Source organism: Enterobacter sp. FW301-JW81 (assembly GCF_058788735.1).
Genome location: NZ_JBYTBA010000001.1, coordinates 1,135,606 through 1,158,530, shown reverse-complemented (window position 1 = coordinate 1,158,530; position 22,925 = coordinate 1,135,606). Strand labels below are relative to the sequence as shown.

Below are 22,925 nucleotides of genomic sequence, written 5' to 3'. Positions count from 1 at the left end.
GTTTAGCTGCGAGGAGCACATGAAGAAAATCTGGGTACTGGGCGATGCGGTGGTGGATCTGCTGCCCGATGGAGAAGGCAGATTGCTGCAGTGTCCCGGTGGGGCGCCGGCAAACGTTGCGGTCGGCATTGCCCGGCTGGGCGGCCAGAGCGCCTTTATCGGCAGGGTTGGCGACGATCCCTTCGGGCGTTTTATGTATAAGACGTTAGTGGATGAGCGGGTCGACGTACGGCAGATGCGCCTTGACCCGGCGCACCGCACCTCGACGGTGGTGGTCGATCTCGACGACCATGGCGAGCGCTCGTTTACGTTCATGGTGCGCCCGAGCGCCGATCTGTTTCTGGAACCCGACGACCTGCCGTCGTTCAGCGCCGGGGAGTGGCTGCACGTCTGTTCCATCGCCCTGAGCGCAGAGCCGAGCCGTTCTGCGACGTTTCAGGCGATAAAGGCCATCAGGGAGGCGGGCGGCTACGTCAGCTTCGACCCCAATATTCGCCCGGACCTCTGGCCGGACGAGAACGCGCTGCGCCGCTGCCTGGAGCAGGCCCTGCAAAGCGCCGATGTGGTGAAACTCTCCGTCGAAGAGCTGGCGTTTTTAACCGCAAATGAGCAGGTGAACGCCGGCCTGGAGGCGCTGATGCAGCGCTGCCCGGCGCGTCTGGTGCTGGTCACCCAGGGCAAGGAGGGCGTTATCGCCTGGCATGAGGGCAGCGTAAAATACTATCCGGCAACCCCCGTTCAGTGCGTCGATACGACCGGCGCGGGAGATGCCTTCGTGGCGGGCCTGCTCTACGGCCTTGCCGCCGGTCAGGATTTAACGCCGGTTATCGCCTTAGCCCAGCGCTGCGGCGCGTTAGCCACTACCGCCAAAGGGGCAATGACCGCATTACCCTGGCAGCACGATCTGTAATTCCTCCCTTCACTGGCCGCCAACCAGCGGCCTGAATTGTCGCCTCGATCACACTTACTAAATCGGTTTAGCAAAAAAGATTGCCGATCCAAAATTCACCGGTTTAGTATCGGCAACCTAAACCGGTTTAGCAATTTAGCACGTTTAATGACTTCTTTTAGGGATGCGACAAAATGTATAAAAAACGCAGACTTGCCGTGATGATAGGCATGCTGGCCGGTAGTACCTCTGTTTTTGCCCAGACGGATATGTCCACTATTGAAGCGCGTCTTGCCGCGATGGAGCAGCGCCTGCAGGACGCGGAAACGCGTGCGCAGGTGGCTGAGAAGCGCGCCACGGCGGCAGAACAAAAAACGCAGCAGCTGGTTGCCGCTCAGCAGCAGGCGCAAACGACAACCCAGGAGGTGGCGCAGCGCACCACCGCGCTGGAGAAGAAGGCGGATCAAAGCAGCGGGTTTGAGTTCCACGGCTACGCCCGTTCTGGCCTGCTGATGAATGACGCGGCCTCCAGCAGCAAAAGCGGTCCCTACCTGACGCCAGCCGGCGAAACCGGCGGTGCGGTAGGGCGTCTGGGTAACGAAGCCGATACCTACGTTGAGCTGAACCTGGAGCATAAGCAAACCCTGGACAACGGGGCGACCACGCGCTTTAAGGCGATGCTCGCCGACGGTCAGAGAACCTATAACGACTGGTCAGCCGACACCAGCGATCTCAACATTCGTCAGGCCTTCGCGGAGCTCGGCAACCTGCCTGATTTTACCGGCGCGCTGAAGGGCAGCACCTTCTGGGCGGGTAAGCGCTTTGACCGCGACAACTTTGACATTCACTGGTTAGACTCCGACGTGGTGTTCCTGGCCGGTACCGGCGGCGGCGTCTACGACGTGAAATGGAACGATTCGCTGCGCAGCAACTTCTCCCTCTATGGCCGCAACTTCGGCAGCGTGGAGCAGACCGACAATAACGTTCAGAACTATATCCTCACCATGAACCACTTCGCCGGCCCGTTCCAGCTGATGGTGAGCGGCCTGCGCGCGAAAGATAACGACGACCGCAAAGACGCCAACGGCGATCTCATTAAAACGGATGCCGCCAATACCGGCGTTCATGCGCTGGTGGGCCTGCATAATGAGAGCTTCTACGGCCTGCGGGAAGGGTCCGCTAAAACGGCCCTGCTGTATGGTCACGGGCTGGGGGCGGAGGTCAAAAGCATCGGCTCCGACGGCGCGCTGCTGTCTGAAGCGGATACCTGGCGCTTTGCAAGTTACGGTGTCACGCCTGTCGGCGGTGGCTGGAGCGTTGCGCCCGCCGTCCTGGCGCAAAGCAGTAAAGATCGCTACGTCAAGGGCGATAGCTATGAGTGGGTAACGCTCAACACCCGTCTGATTAAAGAGGTCACCCAGAATTTCGCGCTGGCGTTTGAGGGAAGCTATCAGTACATGGATTTAAATCCGGAAGGCTATAAGGACCGGAACGCCGTCAACGGCAGTTTCTACAAGCTGACCTTTGCTCCCACGCTAAAAGCGAGCAAGATCGGCGACTTCTTTAGCCGTCCCGAGCTGCGCCTGTTTGCCACCTGGATGGACTGGAGCAGCAAACTGGATAATTACGCCAGCGATGATGCCTTTGGCAGCAGCGGCTTCAACGCCGGCGGGGAATGGAACTTTGGGATCCAGATGGAAACCTGGTTTTAACCCATCCCGCTCCCGCCCGGCGGGAGCGGTTTAAACATCATAAAAAATGAAGTCAGGCAGAGGTATCTATGGATTTTGAAAATATCGCCCGCGCGCTTATTCCGCTGCTCGGTGGCAAAGAGAACATCGCCAGCGCGGCGCACTGCGCAACGCGTCTGCGTCTGGTGCTGGTCGATGACGCGCTGGCCGACCAGCAGGCTATCGGCAAGATCGACGGCGTAAAAGGCTGCTTCCGCAACGCCGGGCAGATGCAGGTGATTTTTGGTACGGGCGTGGTCAACAAGGTTTACGCCGCGTTTATTCAGGCGGCGGGGATTAGCGAGTCCAGTAAATCTGAGGCCGCGGACCTGGCGGCGCGCAAGCTGAACCCGTTCCAGCGCATTGCCCGTCTGCTCTCCAACATCTTTGTGCCGATCATCCCGGCGATTGTGGCGTCCGGTCTGCTGATGGGCCTGCTCGGCATGGTGAAAACCTACGGCTGGGTCAATGCGGATAACGCTATCTACATCATGCTGGACATGTGCAGCTCCGCGGCGTTTATCATTCTGCCTATTCTGATCGGCTTTACCGCTGCGCGCGAGTTTGGCGGCAACCCGTATCTCGGCGCGACGCTGGGCGGCATTCTGACCCACCCGGCGCTGACCAACGCCTGGGGCATAGCGTCGGGTTTCCACACAATGAACTTCTTCGGCCTTGAGATTGCAATGATTGGCTATCAGGGCACGGTGTTCCCGGTGCTGCTGGCCGTCTGGTTTATGAGCATCGTGGAGAAAAACCTGCGCCGCGTGATTCCGGACGCCTTAGACCTGATCCTGACGCCGTTCCTCACCGTCGTGATCTCCGGGTTTATCGCCTTGCTGATTATCGGCCCGGCGGGGCGCGCCCTGGGGGATGGTATCTCCTTTATCCTCAGCACCCTTATCGCCCACGCGGGCTGGCTCGCGGGACTGCTGTTTGGCGGACTTTACTCGGTGATTGTGATCACCGGTATTCACCACAGCTTCCACGCCATTGAGGCCGGGCTGCTGGGGAATCCGTCGATTGGCGTTAACTTCCTGCTGCCTATCTGGGCCATGGCGAACGTGGCGCAGGGCGGCGCCTGCCTGGCGGTGTGGTTCAAAACCAAAGATGCCAAAATCAAAGCCATTACGCTGCCGTCGGCGTTTTCTGCGATGCTGGGCATCACCGAAGCGGCCATTTTTGGTATCAACCTGCGCTTTGTTAAGCCGTTTATCGCCGCGCTGATTGGCGGCGCGGTGGGCGGGGCCTGGGTGGTATCGGTGCATGTCTACATGACTGCCGTCGGGCTGACCGCCATTCCGGGCATGGCCATCGTGCAGGCCAGCTCGCTGCTCAACTATATTATCGGTATGGTGATCGCCTTCGGTGTGGCGTTTACCGTCTCACTGCTGCTGAAATATAAAACGGACTCTGAATAATGACGTTACCTTCCCGCTGGCCCGCGATCCTGCAGGCCGTTATGCAAGGCCAGCCGCGGGCGCTCGCGGACAGCCATTATCCGCAATGGCACCCCGCGCCGGCGACGGGGCTGATGAACGATCCCAACGGGTTTATCTGGTTTGCCGGCCGTTACCACCTGTTCTATCAGTGGAACCCGCTGGGCTGCGAGCATCGCTTTAAGTGCTGGGGGCACTGGAGCTCTGCGGACCTGGTGCACTGGCAGCATGAGCCGATGGCGCTGCTGCCCGATGAAAACTATGACCGCAACGGCTGCTACTCCGGTAGCGCCGTGGATAACGAGGGCGTTCTGACCCTGTGCTATACCGGCAACGTCAAGTTCGATGACGGCAGCCGCACCGCCTGGCAGTGCCTGGCCGTGGAACAGCCGGACGGGACCTTTACGAAGCTGGGCCCGGTACTGGCGCTGCCGGAGGGCTACACCGGACACGTGCGCGACCCGAAGGTGTGGCAGCACGACGGGATGTGGTACATGGTGCTCGGCGCGCAGGATCTGCAAAAGCGCGGCAAGGTGCTGTTGTTTAAGTCAGCCGATCTGCGCGCCTGGAAGTCCTGCGGGGAAATCGCCGGTCACGGCGTCAACGGCCTGACGGATGCGGGGTACATGTGGGAGTGTCCGGACCTGTTTGCGCTCGACGGGACGCACGTCCTGATCTGCTGTCCGCAGGGGCTGGCGCGCGAGCCGCATCGCTACCTTAACACCTATCCGGCTGCCTGGATGAGTGGGGCGTTTGACTATGCAAGTGCCACATTCGATCACGGCGAGCTGCACGAGCTGGACGCGGGCTTCGAGTTTTACGCCCCGCAAACGACGCTGGCAGCAGACGGCCGCCGCATTCTGATCGGCTGGATGGGCGTTCCGGACGGGGAAGAGATGCTTCAGCCCACGCGGGCGCACGGCTGGATGCACCAGATGACCTGTCCACGCGAATTACGCTACCGCGACGGCAGGCTCTGGCAGACCCCGGTGCGCGAGCTGGCGGCGCTGCGCGAAGCAGAGCAGAGCTGGCAGGGGTACGCCAGCGCCGCGCCACACCTGGACGCGACGTGCCTGGAGTTTGAGCTGAGCGCCGCGCGCGTGAGCGTTGATTTTGCCGGCGCGCTGCGTCTCACCGTCGATGAGCAGGGCGCGCGTCTGGAGCGCGCGAGCCTGAAAACCGGTGAAACGCTGACCCGCTACTGGCAGGGCGACGTCCGTCATTTGCGCGTCTTGTGCGACCGCTCCAGCGTTGAAATATTCATCAATCACGGTGAAGGGGTGATGAGCAGCCGCTATTTTCCTGACCATCCGGCCCGGGTGCGATTCGAAGGTGCGTCCGACATCACATTACGCTACTGGTCGCTGCGCGCCTGCATGATAGAATGAGGGTTTTGGCAGCCGGATCTAAGTCGTTGTGAGAAAAACAAAACGCGTCACCATTAAAGACATCGCGGAGCTGGCGGGTGTGTCAAAAGCCACCGCCAGCCTGGTACTGAACGGGCGCAGCAAAGAGCTTCGCGTGGCGGAAGAGACGCGCGAGCGCGTGCTGGCGATTGCAAAAGAGCACCACTATCAGCCCAGCATTCACGCCCGGTCGCTGCGCGATAACCGCAGCCACACTATTGGTCTGGTGGTTCCGGAGATCACCAACTACGGTTTTGCCGTCTTTTCTCACGAGCTGGAAACGCTGTGCCGCGAGGCGGGCGTTCAGCTGCTGATCTCCTGCAGCGATGAAAACCCGGGGCAGGAGACGGTGGTGGTGAACAACATGGTGGCGCGTCAGGTGGACGGGCTGATTGTGGCCTCCAGCATGCTTAACGATGCGGACTACCACAAGCTGAGCGAGCAGCTGCCCGTTGTCCTTTTCGACCGCCATATCAACGACAGCGCGCTGCCGCTGGTCATCACCGATTCCATTACCCCGACGGCGGCACTGGTGGCCGACATTGCGCGCCTGCATCCCGATGAGTTCTACTTCCTCGGCGGGCAGCCCCGCCTTTCCCCAACGCGCGACCGCCTGGAAGGGTTTAAGCAAGGGCTTCGCGACGCTGGCGTAGCGCTGCGCCCGGAGTGGATCATTCACGGCAACTATCACCCGAGCTCCGGTTACGAGATGTTTGCCGAGCTCTGCGCCCGCCTGGGGCGTCCGCCGAAAGCGCTGTTCGCCGCCGCCTGCGGGCTGCTGGAAGGGGTGCTGCGCTATATGGGCCAGCATAACCTGTTGCAAAGCGATATCAGGTTAGCCAGTTTTGACGATCACTATCTCTACGATTCGCTGACGATCCCCGTGGATACCATCCGCCAGGATAACCGCCAGCTGGCGTGGCACTGCTTTGATTTGATTAGCAAATTGATTGAGGGCGAGACACCGGAACCGCTACAGCGGAAGCTGGATGCCACCCTGCAGCGACGCTATAAGCCAGCGGTATAGGCCGGATCGATATACCCGTCATACTTCAAGTTGCAGGTGCGTTGGCTGCACTCACTCACCCCTGTCACGTACTTATGTACGCTCCCGGGGATTCGTTCCCTTGCCGCCTTCCTGCAACTCGAATTATTTTGGGTATACATCAATAACTTTAATTAATTTAAGTTTTGGAAGCGCCGATAACCATAAGGAATAATTTTCCTTGAGGTATTGGTTTATGTCGTTGAAAAAGTCGTCCCTGATTGTCCTGTTCTCGCTGCTTTTCTTCTTTGTTGTCAGCACCGTCACCAGCGTTGGCCTCATCATTAAAAGTAATAATTCCCTGGATAACGTGAACAAAGAGATCCAGGTTGTGCTGTCCATTATTGACCCCATCAACCACAGCCGTACGCTGCGCGTGCGGGTGATGGAATATGTGAAGATGGTGGAAGCGGGCAACTCGGCTGACGAGTCTACGAAGCTTGCCGCAGTAAAAGAGGCGCTGACCAAAGCGGACCACGCCTTTGCGGCCTTTATGGCGTCGCCGCGTCTGACGGATGAAGCCCCGCTGGTGAGTGCCTATCAGGATGCCTGGCAAAACTACCGCAACCAGGGGCTGGCGCCGCTGATCGATGCCGCCGCGGCGCACGATGTCGCCAAATTTAACGCGCTGATCCCGGAAGTGTCCCGCCTCGACCGCCAGTACGAGATCGTTCTCGACCAGGTGCTTTCCGTCCACCAGAAATACGCCAAAACCCTGAACGAGGATGCGAGCAGTAACTTCGTTTCCGGCCTGGTGATTATTGCCGCTATCGCCTGTCTGTTTGTGGTGGTGATTGTCGCCGTCAGCCTGCTGATGAAGCGCTTTGTCTTTGCACCGGTAAACCTGGCGCGCGAGCACTGCAGCCAGATTGCGGCAGGCAAGCTGGACATTCCGGTGCCGGTGAAGGGGAGCGCACATAACGAAATCGATCATCTGATGAGCTCGATGGAGCAGATGCGTCAGGCGCTGCTTGCGACCATCGCCCAGGTGCGCGATGCCAGCCATACCGTGACGCACGCGGCCCAGGAGATTGCCTCCGGGAATATCGACCTCGCTTCACGCACCGAGCAGCAGGCTTCCGCGCTGACCCAGACGGCGGCCAGCATGGAAGAGCTGAGCGCGACGGTGGCGAACAATACCGATAATGTGTATCAGGCCGGAAAACTGGTGCAGGACGCGGTGAAAAATGCCCACACCGGTGAAGCGGTGACCCGTGAAGTCATCGACACGATGAATACCATCGCGGCGAACTCGAAGCGCATCGAAGACATTACCAGCGTGATTAACAGCATTGCCTTCCAGACCAACATTCTGGCGCTGAACGCGGCGGTTGAAGCGGCCCGCGCCGGCACGCAGGGCCGCGGCTTTGCGGTTGTGGCCAGCGAAGTGCGCACCCTGGCGCAGAAAAGCGCGGTGGCGGCTAAAGACATCGAGAGCCTGATTGCCCAGTCTGTTTCCAGCGTGAAAAACGGTGCAGAGCTGGTGAGCCGTTCAGGCGAGGTGATTGATTCGATTATTTCGTCAGTGAACAAAGTGAATACGCTAATGGAGCAGATCTCCGTCGCCTCCGAAGAGCAGAGCCGCGGGATCAGCCAGGTCGGGCAGGCGGTGACAGAAATGGATGGCGTGACCCAGCAGAACGCCGCACTGGTGCAGCAGTCCGCCGCGGCAGCGGCCTCGCTGGAAGAGCAGGCGCAGCAGCTATCGCGGAGTATTTCGAGTTTTAGTTTGCCGGTGCAGGCTTGATTGATGGTAGGAGGCTCCTGAGGGAGCCTTTTTTGTGGCGGGTGTAACTGGAAAGACGCGCTAGACGAGGATTCACGTTTTACGACTAGTAGTCAAGAGCTATAAAATGCCGCTAACCTCCCTTTTTTAACGCACCAATTAAATTTGTTAATTGCTCAATCCCATCAAAAGTCGAGGGTATCTTGTCCTCTGATGGCATTATGTTAGAAAAAATAACCTCTTCAAATTTCACTAAAAGATCTGTGTTATGTTCTCTAATTTCTTGAGCATAAGTTGCGTAATTCTGGATGAACTGGCAAAGGCTTTTTCTAAGGTCAATTTGGATTAATTGTGCGCGGATAGAGTTGAAATTTAAAAGTGAAACTCTAAAGAAATATACGAGTATTAATGTTAGTGAAAGTATGGGGATGATCTTTGCCAAGCTTGACCACCCAGAGGGCAATGCCCCAGACTCTGCAAACGTCAGGATCTCTATCAGTAGAGGAAACGGAATAAGTATGCCCAAGATAAACATAAGATACTTGGCTGACTTAAGTTCCTTAGATTTATTTTACCCAAGCTCGGCAAATCCCTTATAAAGACCAACAAAGTTAAATTTATTTGCCTGCATAACTAGGGATTCATTTAATTTTTCGGATTTAGCTAAGTTCTCCTTCAAAATTGAATCCCAATGGCGTCCTGCATCTTCAAGGTCATTAGCCCTTCGGATATACTCTTGGTATGACTTAGCGTTATCGCTACTTAAAATCTCTCTAATCATTGTTAGAGGCATCTCTTTTAGAGCATATGTGATCTGGCCTGATGATCTTTCGTCGAATTCATCTTGTCTGTAAATTGCGAATTGTTTTATGGCCTCAGTGAGTTGAAAGAGATTGTCTTTATGGAATATATAATTTTCCATAAAAAATCTAAAGCAAGAGGTGAAGAGTAGGTTAAGATTTTCTTCATTTATAGGTGTGTTTAGCTCTCTAATGAACGCATCACCAATTAGCTCTATATTAAACTGGACCCTTTCATCCCATATTGCAGCATGTTTTAAAAAAAGTTGTAACGCTCCCATTACGAGGTAGTCTCGTTCTTTACTGAAACTTATCTCGCCATCGGTGTCAATTGCATTCAATTCACGAAGTTTATTTGAAATGAGATATTGATTATCTGGATTGCTGAAGAAAACAGTATTCATTATCTAATCCTGATGGTCATAAGTTTGTTGTGTAGGATATGTCAGAATCTAGTCGAATTTCATGTTAAATCAAAAGACCTCACGATTGTGACATGAAAATACAAACCAACGCAATTTTACGACTTCTTAGAAATTTCATTCGCACCGGCATTATGACCGATATCGACCTCGACGAGGGGATGTGTCGTGTCCAGACCGGCGGCATGGAAACCACCTGGCTGAACTGGTTTTCCTCTTGCGCCGGTCGTTCGCGCGTATGGTGGGCTCCGTCTATTGGTGAGCAGGTGCTTTTACTGGCGATCGGCGACGAGCTCGATACGGCGTCTGTGCTGCCCGGCATTTTCTCGGATGACAATTCCGAGCCGTCTGCCTCTCCTGATGCGCTTCACGTGTCCTTTCCTTACGGGGCGCGCATCAAGACCGCTGACGTCACAGCGTCGGGATCCATTATGGCCACAGTGTCGGTGGTGTTGAACAACGAGCCCGGCGAGGCGTTAGCTTCTGTGTCGATGAAATCAGAGTCGAGAAAAGTAGAACGCAGAGAAAACGTCAATTATGATGACCACAAGGTTAGCCCAAAAGGAAATCATGACAATGAGCATTGGATTAATTACAGACGAGCCAGGACGTTTTTATACCTTCCAGTCAACATTGCCTGCTGGTGAATATTTCGAATTTCGCCCCCGCAACCCTCCACTGAACTCAAAACCTATCGTTGATGACGCAAGCGGGATGTGTATTGGTTATTCCGTCGCCCAGGCTCCCGGTTTATGGCAAATTTATGATACCAATGGCGTGTTTGTCAGGCTGGAAGAAGCGCCATTAGAGGCTCCTCTGATTGATCCAACAGATCTCGCTTTAATCGCCTTTGGCGCATTTCGACTTTTTCGGGCTGGCAAGGCGTTACTGGAAAGCGGTGTCAAAACCGCCGTAACGGTGAGACTCAGTGAGGCTACCATCAGTCTCTTGCGTGGTCGTCTGAAAATGGGCTTATCAGCTCGCGGGCTCAGGATGAGTGAATCATCGGCAAAACATATGCTAACACCCGGTCGCTATGTGCCTTTACAGATTCAGGAAAAGGCCATTCGTTATGGTACGAGAACACCAGACCCACTGAAAAAGCCAGGGCTTTTCCGGTACGAGGCTCGTATGTATAAGCTTGTGGAAGACAAGCAAAATAAAGGCGCTTATATTTACAAGTCTTACCGTCTAGAAGTGTTGGTCAGGGAAGCTGACTGGACTATTATGCATTTTCAGTACATGCCGTAAGGGGGGATTATGATAAATATCACAAGCGGTGACAGACACCTTAAATTAATGCCCTATGAAAGGGTGATTGAACCTGAGGTGCCTGCCTATAGCCGTATTATGGTATGGGTTGAATTCTCAATCCCTGTCTTAAAAACAGAGTTTGCTGCAGAGTTTTTTGTCGGTCAGTTAGAGCAATTCAGGAATGATGCACATGCTTTCCATCAGGCCTTAACGACAGGTATAAAGTCTCAGGATATTAGTTTAACCTCGGCATTCGAGCAGGTTATGCTTAAGTTTCATCAGGCACATTTTGCCGGGGCTGTTGGAGTTAGTATGGTACTAAAGCCTGAAAACCATGCTGACAGTATTACCCTTGACGATTCCTTCGATATTGATGAAAGTTACTTTCCCGACCTGTTGTCTGGTCTGGACGACATCATTTCATGGCAAAACTGATGCTTGAATTAAGCCACAAGACCGGCACTCAGAATGCCGGTCTTTTTAAGCCATTTACTCGCGCCTTTCTCCTTTTCTGTCAAGTGAAGAGTAGCGACTTCATTTCGAAAAAAATGATGGCCTGAAGGAGACTCATAGCGCCCGCCAGCTTTAACAGCTATGAGTCCAAATCCGACAGTACAAAAAATATTTATTCACCCCAGCAATATTTCCCTCCCTCATCCGTCTACCTCATCACAAGCCATAATCAGTTACTGTAAACGAGGTAAACACCATGAGAGATTTTGATATGCACGGCAGAGGTCACGGGCGCGGATTTGGTCGCCACCGTATGGGCAAGGGTTTAGTCATCGGCGCGGTGATTTTTATCGTGCTCGGCCTGCTGGTCATGTCCCTTTGGAACGCCTTGCTCCCGGCCATCCTCGGCGTTAAGGCCATTGGATTCTGGCAGGCGCTGGGCATTCTGGTGCTGAGCCGCATTCTGTTTGGTGGGTTAGGTTTCCGCCCCGGGATGTTTGGTGCGCACCGCCGGATGCACGAGCGCTGGATGAACATGACGCCCGAACAGCGCGAGGCGTTTATTCAGCAGCGTCGCGAAGGGTTCGGTCGCCACGGTCGCGGCCACTGCGGCTGGCACGGTCATCGTGACGATAAACGCGACGACGCCACGCCAAAAACGCCGGAAGCAGAGTGAGCGAAATGAAAGCCGGGGAGGCGGGCGGATCCATGCTGATGTCGGCGCTCAATGCCTGCCGCGCCCGGCTGAAAGCCTTCATTCGCGGGCGGACGTCCGTCCGCGATGATGCCGACGACATTTTGCAGGAAGTGACGTATCAGCTGATGAAAGTGGAGCAGCCGGTCGAAAACGTTGCCGCCTGGCTGTTCCGCGCGGCGCGTAACGAGATGACCGACCGGGCGCGTAAAAAGCGCGAGGTGTCGCTCTCCGGCTATTTTACGGGCGATGACGAAGAGGGTTTTCCGGAGGACGAGCTGGCCGAAACCCTGTTCGGCGTACCGCACACGCCGGATGAGGAGTACCTCAAGACGCTGCTGTGGGAAGAACTGGGGCAGGCGCTGTCTGAACTGCCGCCGCCGCAGCGCGAGGTGTTTGAGAAGACCGAACTCCACGGCTACAGCATTAAAATGCTGGCAGAGGAGACCGGCGCCAGCGAACAGGCGCTGTTATCCCGCAAGCACAAGGCGGTACTGTTTCTGCGCACGCGGCTGCGGGACGTCTATGACGCGCTAACGGGTGAATAGCGGCGACAGACAAAACCTTACACTTCCGGCACTTGTAGATTCATCACTATCGTTTATGATCGGGGCGTCTTGTTACTCTGGAATGTTATGCGCAACCGTCAGCTCCTCGGAAAATGGCTTTTGATCGTCACCTGTCTCGCGATGGCAATTTGCCTCGTGCAGAAGGCGGTGTATCTCAACCATTTTTTACAGGGACTGGATCCGCAGATTTCTCTGGTAGCAGATGCCCCGGCTCAAACCAGCAGCACTGAACAGTCCGGCCCGTCGCCCTGTCAGTTGGGCGCACACTCGCTGCTTTGCGCGCAGCCGCTGTTCTTCGACGGTGCGCTACCGGCCATTATTATCTTCTTTGCGCTGCTGCAGCTCTTTACGCAAGGGCGGGCATTTGCTCCCGCAGAACAGCCCGTTCAGGCACCGCCTCCCCGAATACACCTGAAAAACTGCGTTTTCCGTGAATGAAAAACATCGTCACCGCACGATAATTTTTCACTGTTCACGGAGTAAAACATGGTTAACCTCTTCAGGGGGTTCGTCTTCCTGTGGCTGTTCTGCATCGGCATTGCCCATGCGGCGGACACGGGCTGGCTGGTTTCCCCAAAAAACGATCACGCCCGCATCCGCCTTCAGGCGGAGAGGGAGCAAACGCACATTAAAGGCCTGCTCACCGTTGAGCTAAAGCCCGGCTGGAAAACCTACTGGCGATCGCCGGGCGAGGGCGGCGTGGCGCCGAAAATCAGCTGGCCGGCAGGCGTAACGGATAGCTGGTCCTGGCCGGTCCCGTCGCGCTTCGATATCTCCGGCATGACCACGCAGGGCTATCACGATAGGGTCCAAATCCCGATTACGCTCGACGGGGTGAAGGGCGACGCGCTCGACGGAACGCTCACGCTCTCCACCTGCAGTAACGTCTGCCTGCTGACGGACTACCCGCTGCACCTCGATTTTACCCAGCCGGTGGATGACGGCTTCCGCAACGCCTTCGAGCAAGCAATGCGCGCCGTGCCGGGCACGTCGGGCGTTGCTGCCGATTTGTCCGCCTGGCTCTCTGACGGCAGCCTGGTGGTAACGGGAACGGCGGACGGGAAATGGGAGAATCCGGGGATCTACTTTGACCCGCTGGAGGGCGACATTCTGCCCGGCGATCCGGTCATTACCCACGACGGCAACCGGCTTCGGGTAACGGTGCCCGTTACCGATGAATGGGGCGATAAGCCCGCCTCCCTGGAGGGCAAAGCCCTGTCGTTCGTGCTGACCAACGGCGACCGGGCGCAGCAAACCTCACTCACCGTTGGGGCAACGCCTGACGCACCCTCTGCGCCTGGCGGGACCGGCAAAATGGTGCTCTTTGCGCTGCTGGGCGGGCTGATCCTGAACCTGATGCCCTGCGTACTGCCGGTGATGGGCATGAAGCTAAACAGCATCCTCCACGCGGGCTCGGACAGCCGTACGATTAGGCTGCGCTTTCTGGCCACCAGCGCCGGGATCGTGACCTCCTTTATGCTGCTGGCCGCGATGGTCACCGCGCTTAAGCTGGCCGGCGCGTCGCTGGGGTGGGGCATTCAGTTCCAGAATCCGTGGTTTATCGGTCTGATGGTCGCCGTCACCTTCCTGTTTGCGCTGAACCTGTTTGGAACCTTTGAGATGCTGCTGCCCTCAGCCGCCGCAGGACGGCTGGCAGCGGCGGGGGGAACGGGGATTGGCGGCAGCTTCTGCGAAGGGATGTTCGCCACGCTGCTGGCGACGCCGTGCTCCGCGCCGTTCCTTGGTACCGCGGTCGCCTTTGCCCTTGGCGCGCCGCTGCACGCCCTGTGGCTTATCTTCCTGATGCTCGGCCTGGGCATGAGCCTGCCGTGGCTGTTTGTCGCCCTGGTGCCGAAAACGGCCCTGCTGCTGCCTAAACCCGGGCGCTGGATGAACACGCTGAAAGTCGTGCTTGGCCTGATGATGCTGGCCTCCAGCTTCTGGCTGGCATCGCTGCTGAGCCTGCATCTGGGCGAGGCGGTCACGCAGGTCGTGATGCTGGTTCTGGTCGCCGTCGCGCTGGCGCTGTTCGCGCTGAAGGGGCAAAAATCCTCGCCGCTGTTCTGGATCGTGGTCATCGCGCTGTCGACGTTCGGCGGGTATCAGGTGCGCGGGCTGCTTAACGCGCCGCCCGATGCGTCGGCGCAAAATACCGCGCAGGCCATCCCGTGGCAGCCGCTCAGCGAGGAGGCCATCGGGCAGGCGCTGGCGCAGGGGAAGCGGGTGTTCGTGGATATCTCTGCCGACTGGTGCGTGACCTGTAAGTTGAACGAGCACCGGGTGCTCAATCAGCCGGACATCATTGCCGCGCTGCGCCAGCCGGACGTGGTGGCCCTGCGCGGGGACTGGAGCCAGCCTTCTGCAATGATTGCCGATTTTCTGGCGAAGCGAAACCGCTACGCCATTCCGTTTAACGCGGTGTATGGCCCCGGCCTGCCTGATGGCGAAATCCTCTCGCCGCTGCTGGACAAGCGCACCCTGGTCACCACCCTGAACAACGCAAAAGGCTAACCGTGCTATGAAAAAATTCCTTATTACGCTTCTGCTCCTGCTGGCCCCGGTTCAGGTATTCGCGGCCGAGCCGCTGACGCCGGACCAGGAACAGCGCGCGCAGAAGATGGTGTATGATTTTCTGTTTAACGATCCAAACTCCCCGCGCATCGGCGCGAAAAACCCCAGGCTGACCCTGGTGGTGTTCACCGACTACAACTGTCCGTACTGTAAAAAATTCGATCCGTACCTGGAGAAGATTGTCGAAAAACACCCGGACGTGGCGGTGGTCTTTAAGTTTTTACCTTTCCGCTCGGAAAGTTCGCTGACCGCGGCGCGGGATGCGTTAACGCTCTGGCGTCAGGATCCCGGGCAGTTTATGAAGCTGAACCACACCCTGATGGCGAAGAAGGGCTACCACGATGACGCCAGCATTCAGGAGGCGCAGAAGCGGGCGGGCGTGAGCGTCACGGCGCCGGATGACGAGAGCCTGCTGACGATCAGGCGCAGCATGATCGTCGCGGAAAAAATGGGGATCCAGGGAACGCCCGCCACGCTTATCGGCGAGGGATTGCTTCCCGGCTGGGTGCCTTTTGAGCAGTTCGATGAAATGGTCAGCGACGCACTGAAAAACCGCTAACCTGAAGGGGGCGTAATGCCCCCGACAAACCGGAGAGGGAAATGAAAAAATTACTGTTACTTTCGGCGCTGGCGACGTCAGGGCTGGTACAGGCCGCTGAAGCCATACCGGACGTGGTGAAGCACTTCAGCGAGCAGCAGAACATTAAAATCATCAAGAAGCTGGATGCACCCGGCGGTGCGCCAGCCTGGCTGGGGCAGTATCAGGACATGGGCGTCACGCTGTTTTTAACGCCGGACGGCAAGCACGTCATCTCAGGCTATCTGTACGATGATAAGGGGAAAAATCTCAGCGAAGGGATTTTCCAGAAAGAGATCTACGCCCCGATGGGACGCGAAATGTGGAAGACGCTCAACGCGGCGCATCCCCTGAAGGAAGGGGCGGATAACGCCCCGCGTAAAGTCTTCGTCTTCGCCGATCCGTTCTGCCCGTACTGCAAGCAGTTCTGGTCCGAGGCGCAGCCGTGGGTGAAGGCCGGTAAGGTTCAGCTCAACACGCTGCTGGTGGCGTTTCTCAACCCCAACAGCGGACGTAACGCCGCCGCGATCCTGAATGCGAAGGATCCGGTCTCTGCCTGGCGCGAATACGAGCTTTCCGGTGGGAAAAAGTTACCGAAGCCAGGGGGCGAGGCTTCCCGCGAAACGGTAGCGATACTGCAGAAGCACCAGGCGCTGATGGACAGCCTGGGCGCTAACGCCACGCCGGCCATTTATTACATGAATGCGGAAAATGAGCTGCAGCAGGTGGTAGGTATGCCGGATGCGCAGCAGCTTGAGGCGATGTTCGGGCCGAAGCCGTAAAAAAAAACAGGCAGAAACGGGGCGTTTCTGCCTGACATTCACTTAGCTGCCCCAGCGTCCTTTCAGGTAGTTCACCGCCTGCTGCGTCTGCGGCTGGTTCAGGTAATCTTCCCGGAACAGGATGGTGCCGTTGACGTTGGGCAGCGAATCGTTGAGATCGAGCTGCTTTTTCAGCTCCGGCACGCCGCCCTGAACCGTCCAGTCCGGCTCATTTTTCGACGGCTCGCCCACCTTGTAGAATGCAATGCCGATATACAGGCGAGTGTGGGTCGGCTTCACCACGTCGGCCCACCATTTGGTCAGCACGTCGTAGCGCGCGGCATCTCGCGAGAACGGCCAGTAAATCTGCGGAGCGATGTAGTCCAGCAGGCCCTGCTGCACCCACTGACGCGTGTCGGCGTAGGATTCATCATAGGCCGCGGCGCCGCGGGTGTCGGAGCCTGCCGGGTCAAACGAGCGGTTACGCCACACGCCCGCCGGGCTGACGCCGAACTCCACGCCGGGCTTTGTCTGTTTAATCGCCCGGGAAACCTGGACGATCAGCTGCTGCGTGTTGTGTCTGCGCCAGTCGGCTTTTGAGGCAAATCCCTGGCCGTACTGCCGCCAGGTCTGCGCGTCATTGAGCGCTGAGCCGGGCGTTTCGGTATAGAAGTAATCGTCAAACTGCACGCCGTCTATCGGGTAGTTCGCCACCACTTCGGTCACCACCCGGGTTATCCAGTCGCGAACTTCCGGAATGCCTGGGTCGAGCACAAAGCGGTCGCCCGAGACGCGCACCCACTCCGGGTGCTGGACATAGACGCTGGACGGGGTCTGGTATGACGTCCGGTTCAGGGCGGCGATAGTTGACGGCTTCGTGTTGGTTGACACGCGGTACGGATTGAACCAGGCATGCACCTTCATGCCGCGCTTGTGCGCTTCATCGAGCATAAACTGTAGCGGGTCGTATCCCGGATACTCGCCGATGTTGCCCGTCATCATATCCGACCACGGTAAAATTTTTGATGACCAGAGCGCCGTGCTGTCCGGCTTCACCTGGAAAAATACCGTGTTAATGCCGAGGTGCTTCAGGTTGTCGAGCTTGCTGGTCAGCGCCTGCTTTTGCATTGCGATACGCTGGTCAGCGCTGCGGCCGTTCACCGAGGCCACCGGTGGCCAGTCGAGACGACTGACCGTTGCCAGCCAGATCCCGCGCATCGGCTCGTTTGCCTGCTGCGTCGGTTTGCTCACGGTGGGAAGGGGGGTAACCAGTGACTTTGGCGGTTTTGAGGAGCAGCTCACAAGTAAAAGCGCGCAGCCAGCCAGCGCACCAATCCGTTTTACGTGTCGCGTCATTTGCGTATTAGCTCTTAGTAATCCGACTGTTGGCCCAGGGATTAAAGGCGGGCGCCTCCTGTTCAGTACTCACCTCATCGTCGAGAGAGTCCAGATACAGGGCTTCAACCTCCGCGCGCGCCCACGGGGTACGGCGCAGAAATTTCAGGCTCGATTTAACGCTGGGATCTTTCCTGAAACAGTTAATTTTGATTCGGTCACCCAGCTCGCTCCAGCCATATTTCGCCACCAGGGCGTTGACCATCATCTCCAGCGTTACGCCATGCAAAGGATCTTTGGAAATATGTGCAGTCATAGGCGTCCGGATGTCTCGATTTTCAGGGGAATGGGGTAAACGCTGAAAGGGTACAAGAAAGCAGGGGAAGCGGCAATTTTCCTTTTCCCCTCGCTCACTTTATGACGGACTCCGTGCGCTGATTTTCACCGATAATTTTTCCCGCACTGTTTTCAATCGTGAACCGAATCGACACGTCATCCTGGCCCGCGGGCGTGGCCGTCAGCGTTTTGACCCTCGTTCCCGAGTCTGCAGCGATGGTCATCGTCATCGTGCCCTTTTCCAGGACCTTATCGCGCTGGATGATGCGCCAGGTCAGACGGCATTCACGGCACGGTTTCCAGGTGTCGTTGATGGCCCACAGATGTACGGTCGCCGCCGCGCCGGATTGCCACTGTGCGGTGACCGGTTCAATGGAGGGCAGAATGGGCTGATACGCGCGTTTTAAGGCGTAAAAACCGGCTTTTGGCTTGCGCAGGTAGTCCACCACGCCCCAGTTGATGGAGGGCCAGGTTTCGACAAACATGAAGTGGAACAGCGCCGTTACCGGCTGGTATCGCTGCCGGCGGTAGCTCTCTGCTGCCGTGGCCACCAGCTGCGACTGATACGCCTGGGTATTGCGGATCATCTCCTGAATGTTGTTTCCGCGCGGGATACCGGCAAATTTAAACGTCTGAAAGGGCTGGAAGTTATGGTATTTCCAGACGGTCCAGCCGGGATCGTCGGCGGCGGTGGTTTTTGGCCAAAGGTACGACGCCGGGATGATGGTTTTTAGCGTGGACAGGCGGGGAAGCGCCTGCGCGCCGAACTCGGTAATGATCCCCGTTTTGGCCGGCGCCAGCAGGTCGCGCACGGTACCGAAATACCAGCCCGCCCAGTAATGCTCCTCAACGGCGGAAAAGCGGTGCACGATGCGGGAGGTATCTTCGGCAAGCGTGTCCGCCACCCGCTGCGTGAGCGTGCGGTTCAGGTCTTTGTTCCAGTCCGGGAAGCGTTTTTCCATCCACGGCGAATTCCAGGGCGGTTCGTTATGCCCGCCCCAGACAATGATGGCGGGAGAATTACCGAACTGTTCCATCATTTCCCGCGTCTGCCGCACCGCATTTTGCGTAAAGGCGTCGCTGCTGTCGTAGCCCCACTGCAGCGGAACATCCTGCCAGATCATCATGCCCGTCTCATCTGCAACGTCATACAGCGCGCGCCCGGCAACGTGTCCGTGCACGCGTATGGCGTTGGCGTTCATGGCTTTTACCAGCCGCAAATCGCGACGATATTTCTCTCGCGTCATGGTGCCGAGCCAAGGGGAACCGATGTAGTTGCTGCCCTTAATGAAAAGGCGCCGGTCGTTAATGAGCCAGCCTTTATTGTCGGGTTGCTCAACGATCTTGCGCAGCCCGGTGCGGGTGACCGCCGTATCCATCAGGCCGATTTCGTCCCGCAGCGACGCGCGAACGTGATACAGGTGGGGTTTTCCCGTGCCGACGGGCCACCACAGTTTCGCCCCCGGCATGGGCAGCGTTACCTGTGCGGAATGGGCGCCGCTTTCGAGGGCCACCGGAAAGTCTGCCAGAAAGCGTTTGCCGCTGAAGTTTGCTGGCGTAGCGGCGAGACGCAGAGTAGCCTGACCCTTGTGGAGTGCGCGATAGCGAATCTCAGCCTTCAACGTCGGGTGCGCCAGCCCCTGCGACCAGTCGGGCCGCAGGATGAGCTCATCAAGGGTGGCGCCCCGGCTAAGATGCAGCCTGACCGGCGCCCAGATGCCGCCTGAGTTGGCATCCTGTCCTTCCGGCGACCAGGCGCCTCCGGGACGCGTGTCATGCTGATTAAGAATTCCCTTCATGGCCGTTTTATGCAGCGGCCAGACCTTGTGCGGATCTTCGTAAGGGCTATCCACTCTGACCACGAGCCGGTTGTGACGTTGTAACGCAGCGCTGGCGTCCAGCGAAAAGCGCTGGAAATAGCCCTCATGCTTGCCCAGCGGCTGGCCGTTCAGCGTGACATCCGCCAGGTAATCGACGCCGTCAAACACCAGAGTGCTCATCACGTCGGGCGGCTGCGCGGGCAGGGAAAACGCGTGCTTATACCAGAGCGCCCCCTGGCGATCGTACCCGGCGCTGTACCAGTTGGCGGGGACCTTAATCGGGCTCCAGCCTGTCGCGGGAGGAGGCGCAGGGTCGTTGGCGTCCTGAACCTGCCAGGTGCCCGCCAGAGACCAGCTAACCGGTAACGGGTTCGCCGCCAGCGGTAGGATAAACAGCGCAAAGAGCAGCGCGCAGCTACGTGTCATGGTTCGTTTACCCCGCGCGCGTTGAGCCACGCCGTCAGGCGCAGAGATTCCTTTTGAAGACGCTGGTTTAGCGTCGCAAGCTGTTGCCGCTCCAGCGCGTGCGCCTCACTCTCCAGCACCTGCAGCTGCCGGGCGAGTGGCCCGAAATCCAGCGTGACGGCTTCCCCGCGCAGCTTGTGGGCCGCGCGCCGCAGCGCTTCACGGTCATCGCTGTCTATAGCCCGGCTGATAGCGTTCATGGCCTCCTCCAGCCCTTCGCCAAACAGGGACAGCAGCTCCTGAACCAGGGCCGGGTCGTCGGCGCACTGCTTCAGCAGGCGCGCTTCATCCGGGAAGGCGGAGGGTTCATCGTGCCGCGTGAGCACGCGGGCAATCTCCTCAGCGAGACGCTCCTGGCTGATGGGTTTGGCAATGTAGCCGTCGAAGCCCATGTTAAGACAGCGCTCTTTATCCCCCTGCATGGCGTGTGCGGTCATGGCGACGGTGGGTTGAGCCGGTCCGGGGCGGGAGCGTTCCTCCTCGCGAAGCAGGCGAATGGCGGTCTCACCGTCCATCTCCGGCATCTGAAGATCGATCAGCAAAATGTCCCACGCGCCCGCGCGCCAGCGTTCAAGCAGCGCGACGCCGTTGTCGACGATCTGACAGGTATGGCCGAGCCGCTCCAGCAGGCGCGCGGCGACCTTCTGATTGACCAGGTTATCTTCAGCCAGCAGGATCCGCAGTCCCGCCGCGCCAGTCGCGGCGACCGTTGCAGACGCAGTTTCACCCACGGTTTTCGGCGAACGTTCAAACGCCGCGGCAATAGCCTGATGCAGCTCGTCCTGGGCGATAGGCTTATGCAGATAGTTTTTGATCCCGATCCGCTTGAGCATATTGATATCAAAATGCCGGCTCATGGAACTCAGCATAATGATATGGCTATCGGTAACCTGCGGCAGAACCGAAAGCTCAAGGGCCAGAGACACGCCGTCCATCTCCGGCATCTGTGCGTCCAGCAGGATCAGCGGCCAGGACGGTCCAGCGGTAACGCGATTAATGGCCTCGCTGGCGTTGTTGACGCAGGTGGGTTTCAGCCCCATCTGGCTGAGCATGGCGGCCAGCAGGCGCAGATTCGTTTCGTTATCATCCACGACCAGCACGGGCTCACCGTTAAAGCGATGGCTGTGCGGGCGTTCCTCCGGGGCAAGAAACTGCGTGGCAAGCGGCAGGAAGAACGAAAATTCGCTGCCTTTCCCCGGCTCGCTGGTGACCGTTAACTCGCCGCCCATCGCCGCTACCAGCCGCGCCGAGATGGTTAGCCCAAGCCCCGTGCCGCCGTATCGGCGGGTGGTTGAGTTATCCGCCTGGCTGAAGGCTTCAAAAATGGCCTTCTGCTTATCGGCGGGGATACCTATTCCGCTGTCGCGCACCCGAAAACGCCAGTAGCTCTCGCTATCGCCGGGCTCAACAACCAGGATGACTTCCCCGTGGTGCGTAAATTTCAGCGCGTTGCCCAGCAGATTGGTCAGGATTTGACGCAGCCGGGCGCCATCGACCATCAGCACGTCGGGGACGTCGGGGGCAATATCCACCAGAAGCTCAATGCCTTTTTCGCTCGCACCCGGCATGTGCGGGCGAATAAGCGACTGAATAAACGGGCGAACCGAGACCGGCTCTGCCTCCAGCTCCACTTTGCCGGCTTCAATGCGGGAAAAGTCGAGAATATCGTTGATGATATGCAGCAAAGACTGCGCTGAACTCATGACCAGCGTCAGGTAGTCACGCTGGTCGGCGCTGAGGGCGGTATCCAGGCACAGCTGGGTCATGCCAATAATGCCGTTCATCGGCGTGCGAATTTCATGGCTCATGTTCGCCAGAAACGCGCTTTTCGCCTCGTTGGCCTTCCTCGCGTCCTGGGCGGCGTTGATGGCCAGTATTTCAGCCTCTTTACGCCGCGTAATATCCTGTAGAGTGCCAATAACGCGCTCGGCGTTTCCCTCGATGGAGAGCGTGACCACCTGCCCGGAAAGCATCATCCAGCGCAATCCTTCGCTGGGGTGATGCACGCGAATTTCACACTCAAAGACCGGGCGGTGATCCTGCTTTGAGGCGTGAAGCGCTTTTCGCAGCGCGGCGAGATCGTCTTCATGAACCTGGTTGAGCAAAAAACGCACCGGATATTGCCACTGCGTTCGCGACTGGCCCAGCATGGCAAGCAGGGTGTCGTTCACCTGTAGCGCGTCGCCGGAAACCTGCCAGTCCCAGATCCCAATGTGGATGGATTCCGCCGTCAGCAGAAAATCGTCGTGCAGCTGGTGGCGCGCCCGCTGCGCTTCATCCAGCTCCGTGATATCGCTGTGCAGGCTGACAATGCCGCCGTCCGCAAGGCGCTGATGCTGCACGAAGATCCGCCGCTGGCCCGCCTGCCGCACCTCACAGTGTTTATCCTGCCGACAGTTGCGCACGACCGACTCGCGCAGCGTCTGGCGAAGGCCGGGATCGACGTTGTAAACCGCGTCGATAAAGCGTTCCACCAGCGCTTCAAGCGTTGTGCCCACCTTTAGCCACGGGGTAATGACCGGATAAAAAAGGGCCACGTTGTGATTCCAGGCCTGCAGGCGTTCATCGCGGTCATAAATCATGACGGCGGCCGGCAGCGCGTTAAGATCGTACGTGAATGCGCTCATCATGAT

At 57.8% G+C, this 22,925-nt stretch carries 20 protein-coding genes; 15 read left to right on the top strand and 5 right to left on the bottom strand.

Translation table 11 applies throughout. From position 1 onward, the window contains the following. The first annotated feature begins 19 nt into the window (after positions 1–19). From cscK to AC3WOK_RS05495, 6 genes are all read left to right on the top strand, one after another. The gene (gene cscK, locus AC3WOK_RS05520; RefSeq protein ID WP_492354117.1) at positions 20–910 is read left to right on the top strand and encodes a fructokinase; all 891 of its coding nucleotides are present in this window, start codon (positions 20–22) and stop codon (positions 908–910) included. Positions 911–1,083: 173 nt separating this feature from the next. Further along, on the top strand, positions 1,084–2,601 hold the full coding sequence (locus AC3WOK_RS05515) for a carbohydrate porin (RefSeq protein ID WP_063430066.1): 1,518 nt from the start codon (positions 1,084–1,086) through the stop codon (positions 2,599–2,601). A gap of 68 nt (positions 2,602–2,669) precedes the next feature. Continuing rightward, complete coding sequence (locus AC3WOK_RS05510; RefSeq protein WP_492354116.1) at positions 2,670–4,040, top strand: sucrose-specific PTS transporter subunit IIBC; 1,371 nt, start codon at positions 2,670–2,672, stop codon at positions 4,038–4,040. Then, a complete protein-coding gene (locus AC3WOK_RS05505) occupies positions 4,040–5,446 on the top strand; it encodes a sucrose-6-phosphate hydrolase (RefSeq protein WP_492354115.1) in 1,407 nt (468 codons plus the stop codon). The genes AC3WOK_RS05510 and AC3WOK_RS05505 overlap by 1 nt, the downstream gene beginning before the upstream one ends. 28 nt (positions 5,447–5,474) lie before the next feature. After that, entirely contained in the window at positions 5,475–6,491 is a 1,017-nt protein-coding gene (locus AC3WOK_RS05500) for a LacI family DNA-binding transcriptional regulator (protein ID WP_047348449.1), read from the top strand. 214 nt (positions 6,492–6,705) lie between these two features. Then, positions 6,706–8,256, top strand: a complete 1,551-nt coding sequence (locus AC3WOK_RS05495; RefSeq protein WP_447855693.1) for a methyl-accepting chemotaxis protein — start codon at positions 6,706–6,708, stop codon at positions 8,254–8,256. Between the two features lie 550 nt (positions 8,257–8,806). Here AC3WOK_RS05495 and AC3WOK_RS05490 read toward each other — a convergent pair. Then, entirely contained in the window at positions 8,807–9,439 is a 633-nt protein-coding gene (locus tag AC3WOK_RS05490) for a hypothetical protein (protein ID WP_492354114.1), read from the bottom strand. A gap of 92 nt (positions 9,440–9,531) precedes the next feature. Here AC3WOK_RS05490 and AC3WOK_RS05485 point away from each other — a divergent pair, with 92 nt between their 5' ends. The 9 genes from AC3WOK_RS05485 to dsbG all read left to right on the top strand — a co-directional run bounded on the left by AC3WOK_RS05485 (position 9,532) and on the right by dsbG (position 16,357). Continuing rightward, positions 9,532–10,104 (top strand): phage baseplate assembly protein V, encoded by a 573-nt coding sequence (locus tag AC3WOK_RS05485; protein ID WP_492354113.1) that lies wholly within the window; start codon positions 9,532–9,534, stop codon positions 10,102–10,104. Next, positions 10,034–10,708 (top strand): hypothetical protein, encoded by a 675-nt coding sequence (locus AC3WOK_RS05480; protein WP_492354112.1) that lies wholly within the window; start codon positions 10,034–10,036, stop codon positions 10,706–10,708. Before AC3WOK_RS05485 ends, AC3WOK_RS05480 begins: the two co-directional genes overlap by 71 nt. A 9-nt stretch (positions 10,709–10,717) precedes the next feature. Further along, positions 10,718–11,146 (top strand): WapI family immunity protein, encoded by a 429-nt coding sequence (locus AC3WOK_RS05475; RefSeq protein ID WP_492354111.1) that lies wholly within the window; start codon positions 10,718–10,720, stop codon positions 11,144–11,146. 274 nt (positions 11,147–11,420) lie between these two features. Then, positions 11,421–11,840 carry a hypothetical protein gene (locus tag AC3WOK_RS05470; protein WP_492354110.1) on the top strand — a complete coding sequence of 140 codons (420 nt, stop codon included), beginning with the start codon at positions 11,421–11,423 and terminating at the stop codon, positions 11,838–11,840. 5 nt (positions 11,841–11,845) lie between these two features. Continuing rightward, positions 11,846–12,406 carry an RNA polymerase sigma factor gene (locus AC3WOK_RS05465; RefSeq protein WP_447856673.1) on the top strand — a complete coding sequence of 187 codons (561 nt, stop codon included), beginning with the start codon at positions 11,846–11,848 and terminating at the stop codon, positions 12,404–12,406. 87 nt (positions 12,407–12,493) lie between these two features. Continuing rightward, positions 12,494–12,865 (top strand): hypothetical protein, encoded by a 372-nt coding sequence (locus AC3WOK_RS05460; protein WP_492354109.1) that lies wholly within the window; start codon positions 12,494–12,496, stop codon positions 12,863–12,865. Between the two features lie 48 nt (positions 12,866–12,913). Continuing rightward, positions 12,914–14,938 carry a protein-disulfide reductase DsbD family protein gene (locus AC3WOK_RS05455; RefSeq protein WP_492354108.1) on the top strand — a complete coding sequence of 675 codons (2,025 nt, stop codon included), beginning with the start codon at positions 12,914–12,916 and terminating at the stop codon, positions 14,936–14,938. A 7-nt stretch (positions 14,939–14,945) separates the two neighbouring features. Continuing rightward, positions 14,946–15,557, top strand: a complete 612-nt coding sequence (locus tag AC3WOK_RS05450; protein ID WP_492354107.1) for a DsbA family protein — start codon at positions 14,946–14,948, stop codon at positions 15,555–15,557. Positions 15,558–15,598: 41 nt separating this feature from the next. Next, complete coding sequence (gene dsbG, locus AC3WOK_RS05445) at positions 15,599–16,357, top strand: thiol:disulfide interchange protein DsbG (protein ID WP_429052602.1); 759 nt, start codon at positions 15,599–15,601, stop codon at positions 16,355–16,357. A 42-nt stretch (positions 16,358–16,399) separates the two neighbouring features. Here the strand turns inward: dsbG and AC3WOK_RS05440 are convergent, their stop codons facing one another. The 4 genes from AC3WOK_RS05440 to AC3WOK_RS05425 form a co-directional block, all read right to left on the bottom strand. Beyond that, the gene (locus AC3WOK_RS05440; protein ID WP_492354106.1) at positions 16,400–17,692 is read right to left on the bottom strand and encodes a glycoside hydrolase family 10-like protein; all 1,293 of its coding nucleotides are present in this window, start codon (positions 17,690–17,692) and stop codon (positions 16,400–16,402) included. Positions 17,693–17,699: 7 nt separating this feature from the next. Continuing rightward, positions 17,700–17,987, bottom strand: coding sequence for a VF530 family protein (locus AC3WOK_RS05435; RefSeq protein ID WP_047348459.1), 288 nt, complete (start codon positions 17,985–17,987; stop codon positions 17,700–17,702). A gap of 94 nt (positions 17,988–18,081) precedes the next feature. Further along, on the bottom strand, positions 18,082–20,253 hold the full coding sequence (locus tag AC3WOK_RS05430) for a glycoside hydrolase family 2 protein (protein WP_492354105.1): 2,172 nt from the start codon (positions 20,251–20,253) through the stop codon (positions 18,082–18,084). Then, complete coding sequence (locus AC3WOK_RS05425) at positions 20,250–22,922, bottom strand: hybrid sensor histidine kinase/response regulator (RefSeq protein WP_492354104.1); 2,673 nt, start codon at positions 22,920–22,922, stop codon at positions 20,250–20,252. Before AC3WOK_RS05425 ends, AC3WOK_RS05430 begins: the two co-directional genes overlap by 4 nt. Positions 22,923–22,925: the final 3 nt, after the last annotated feature.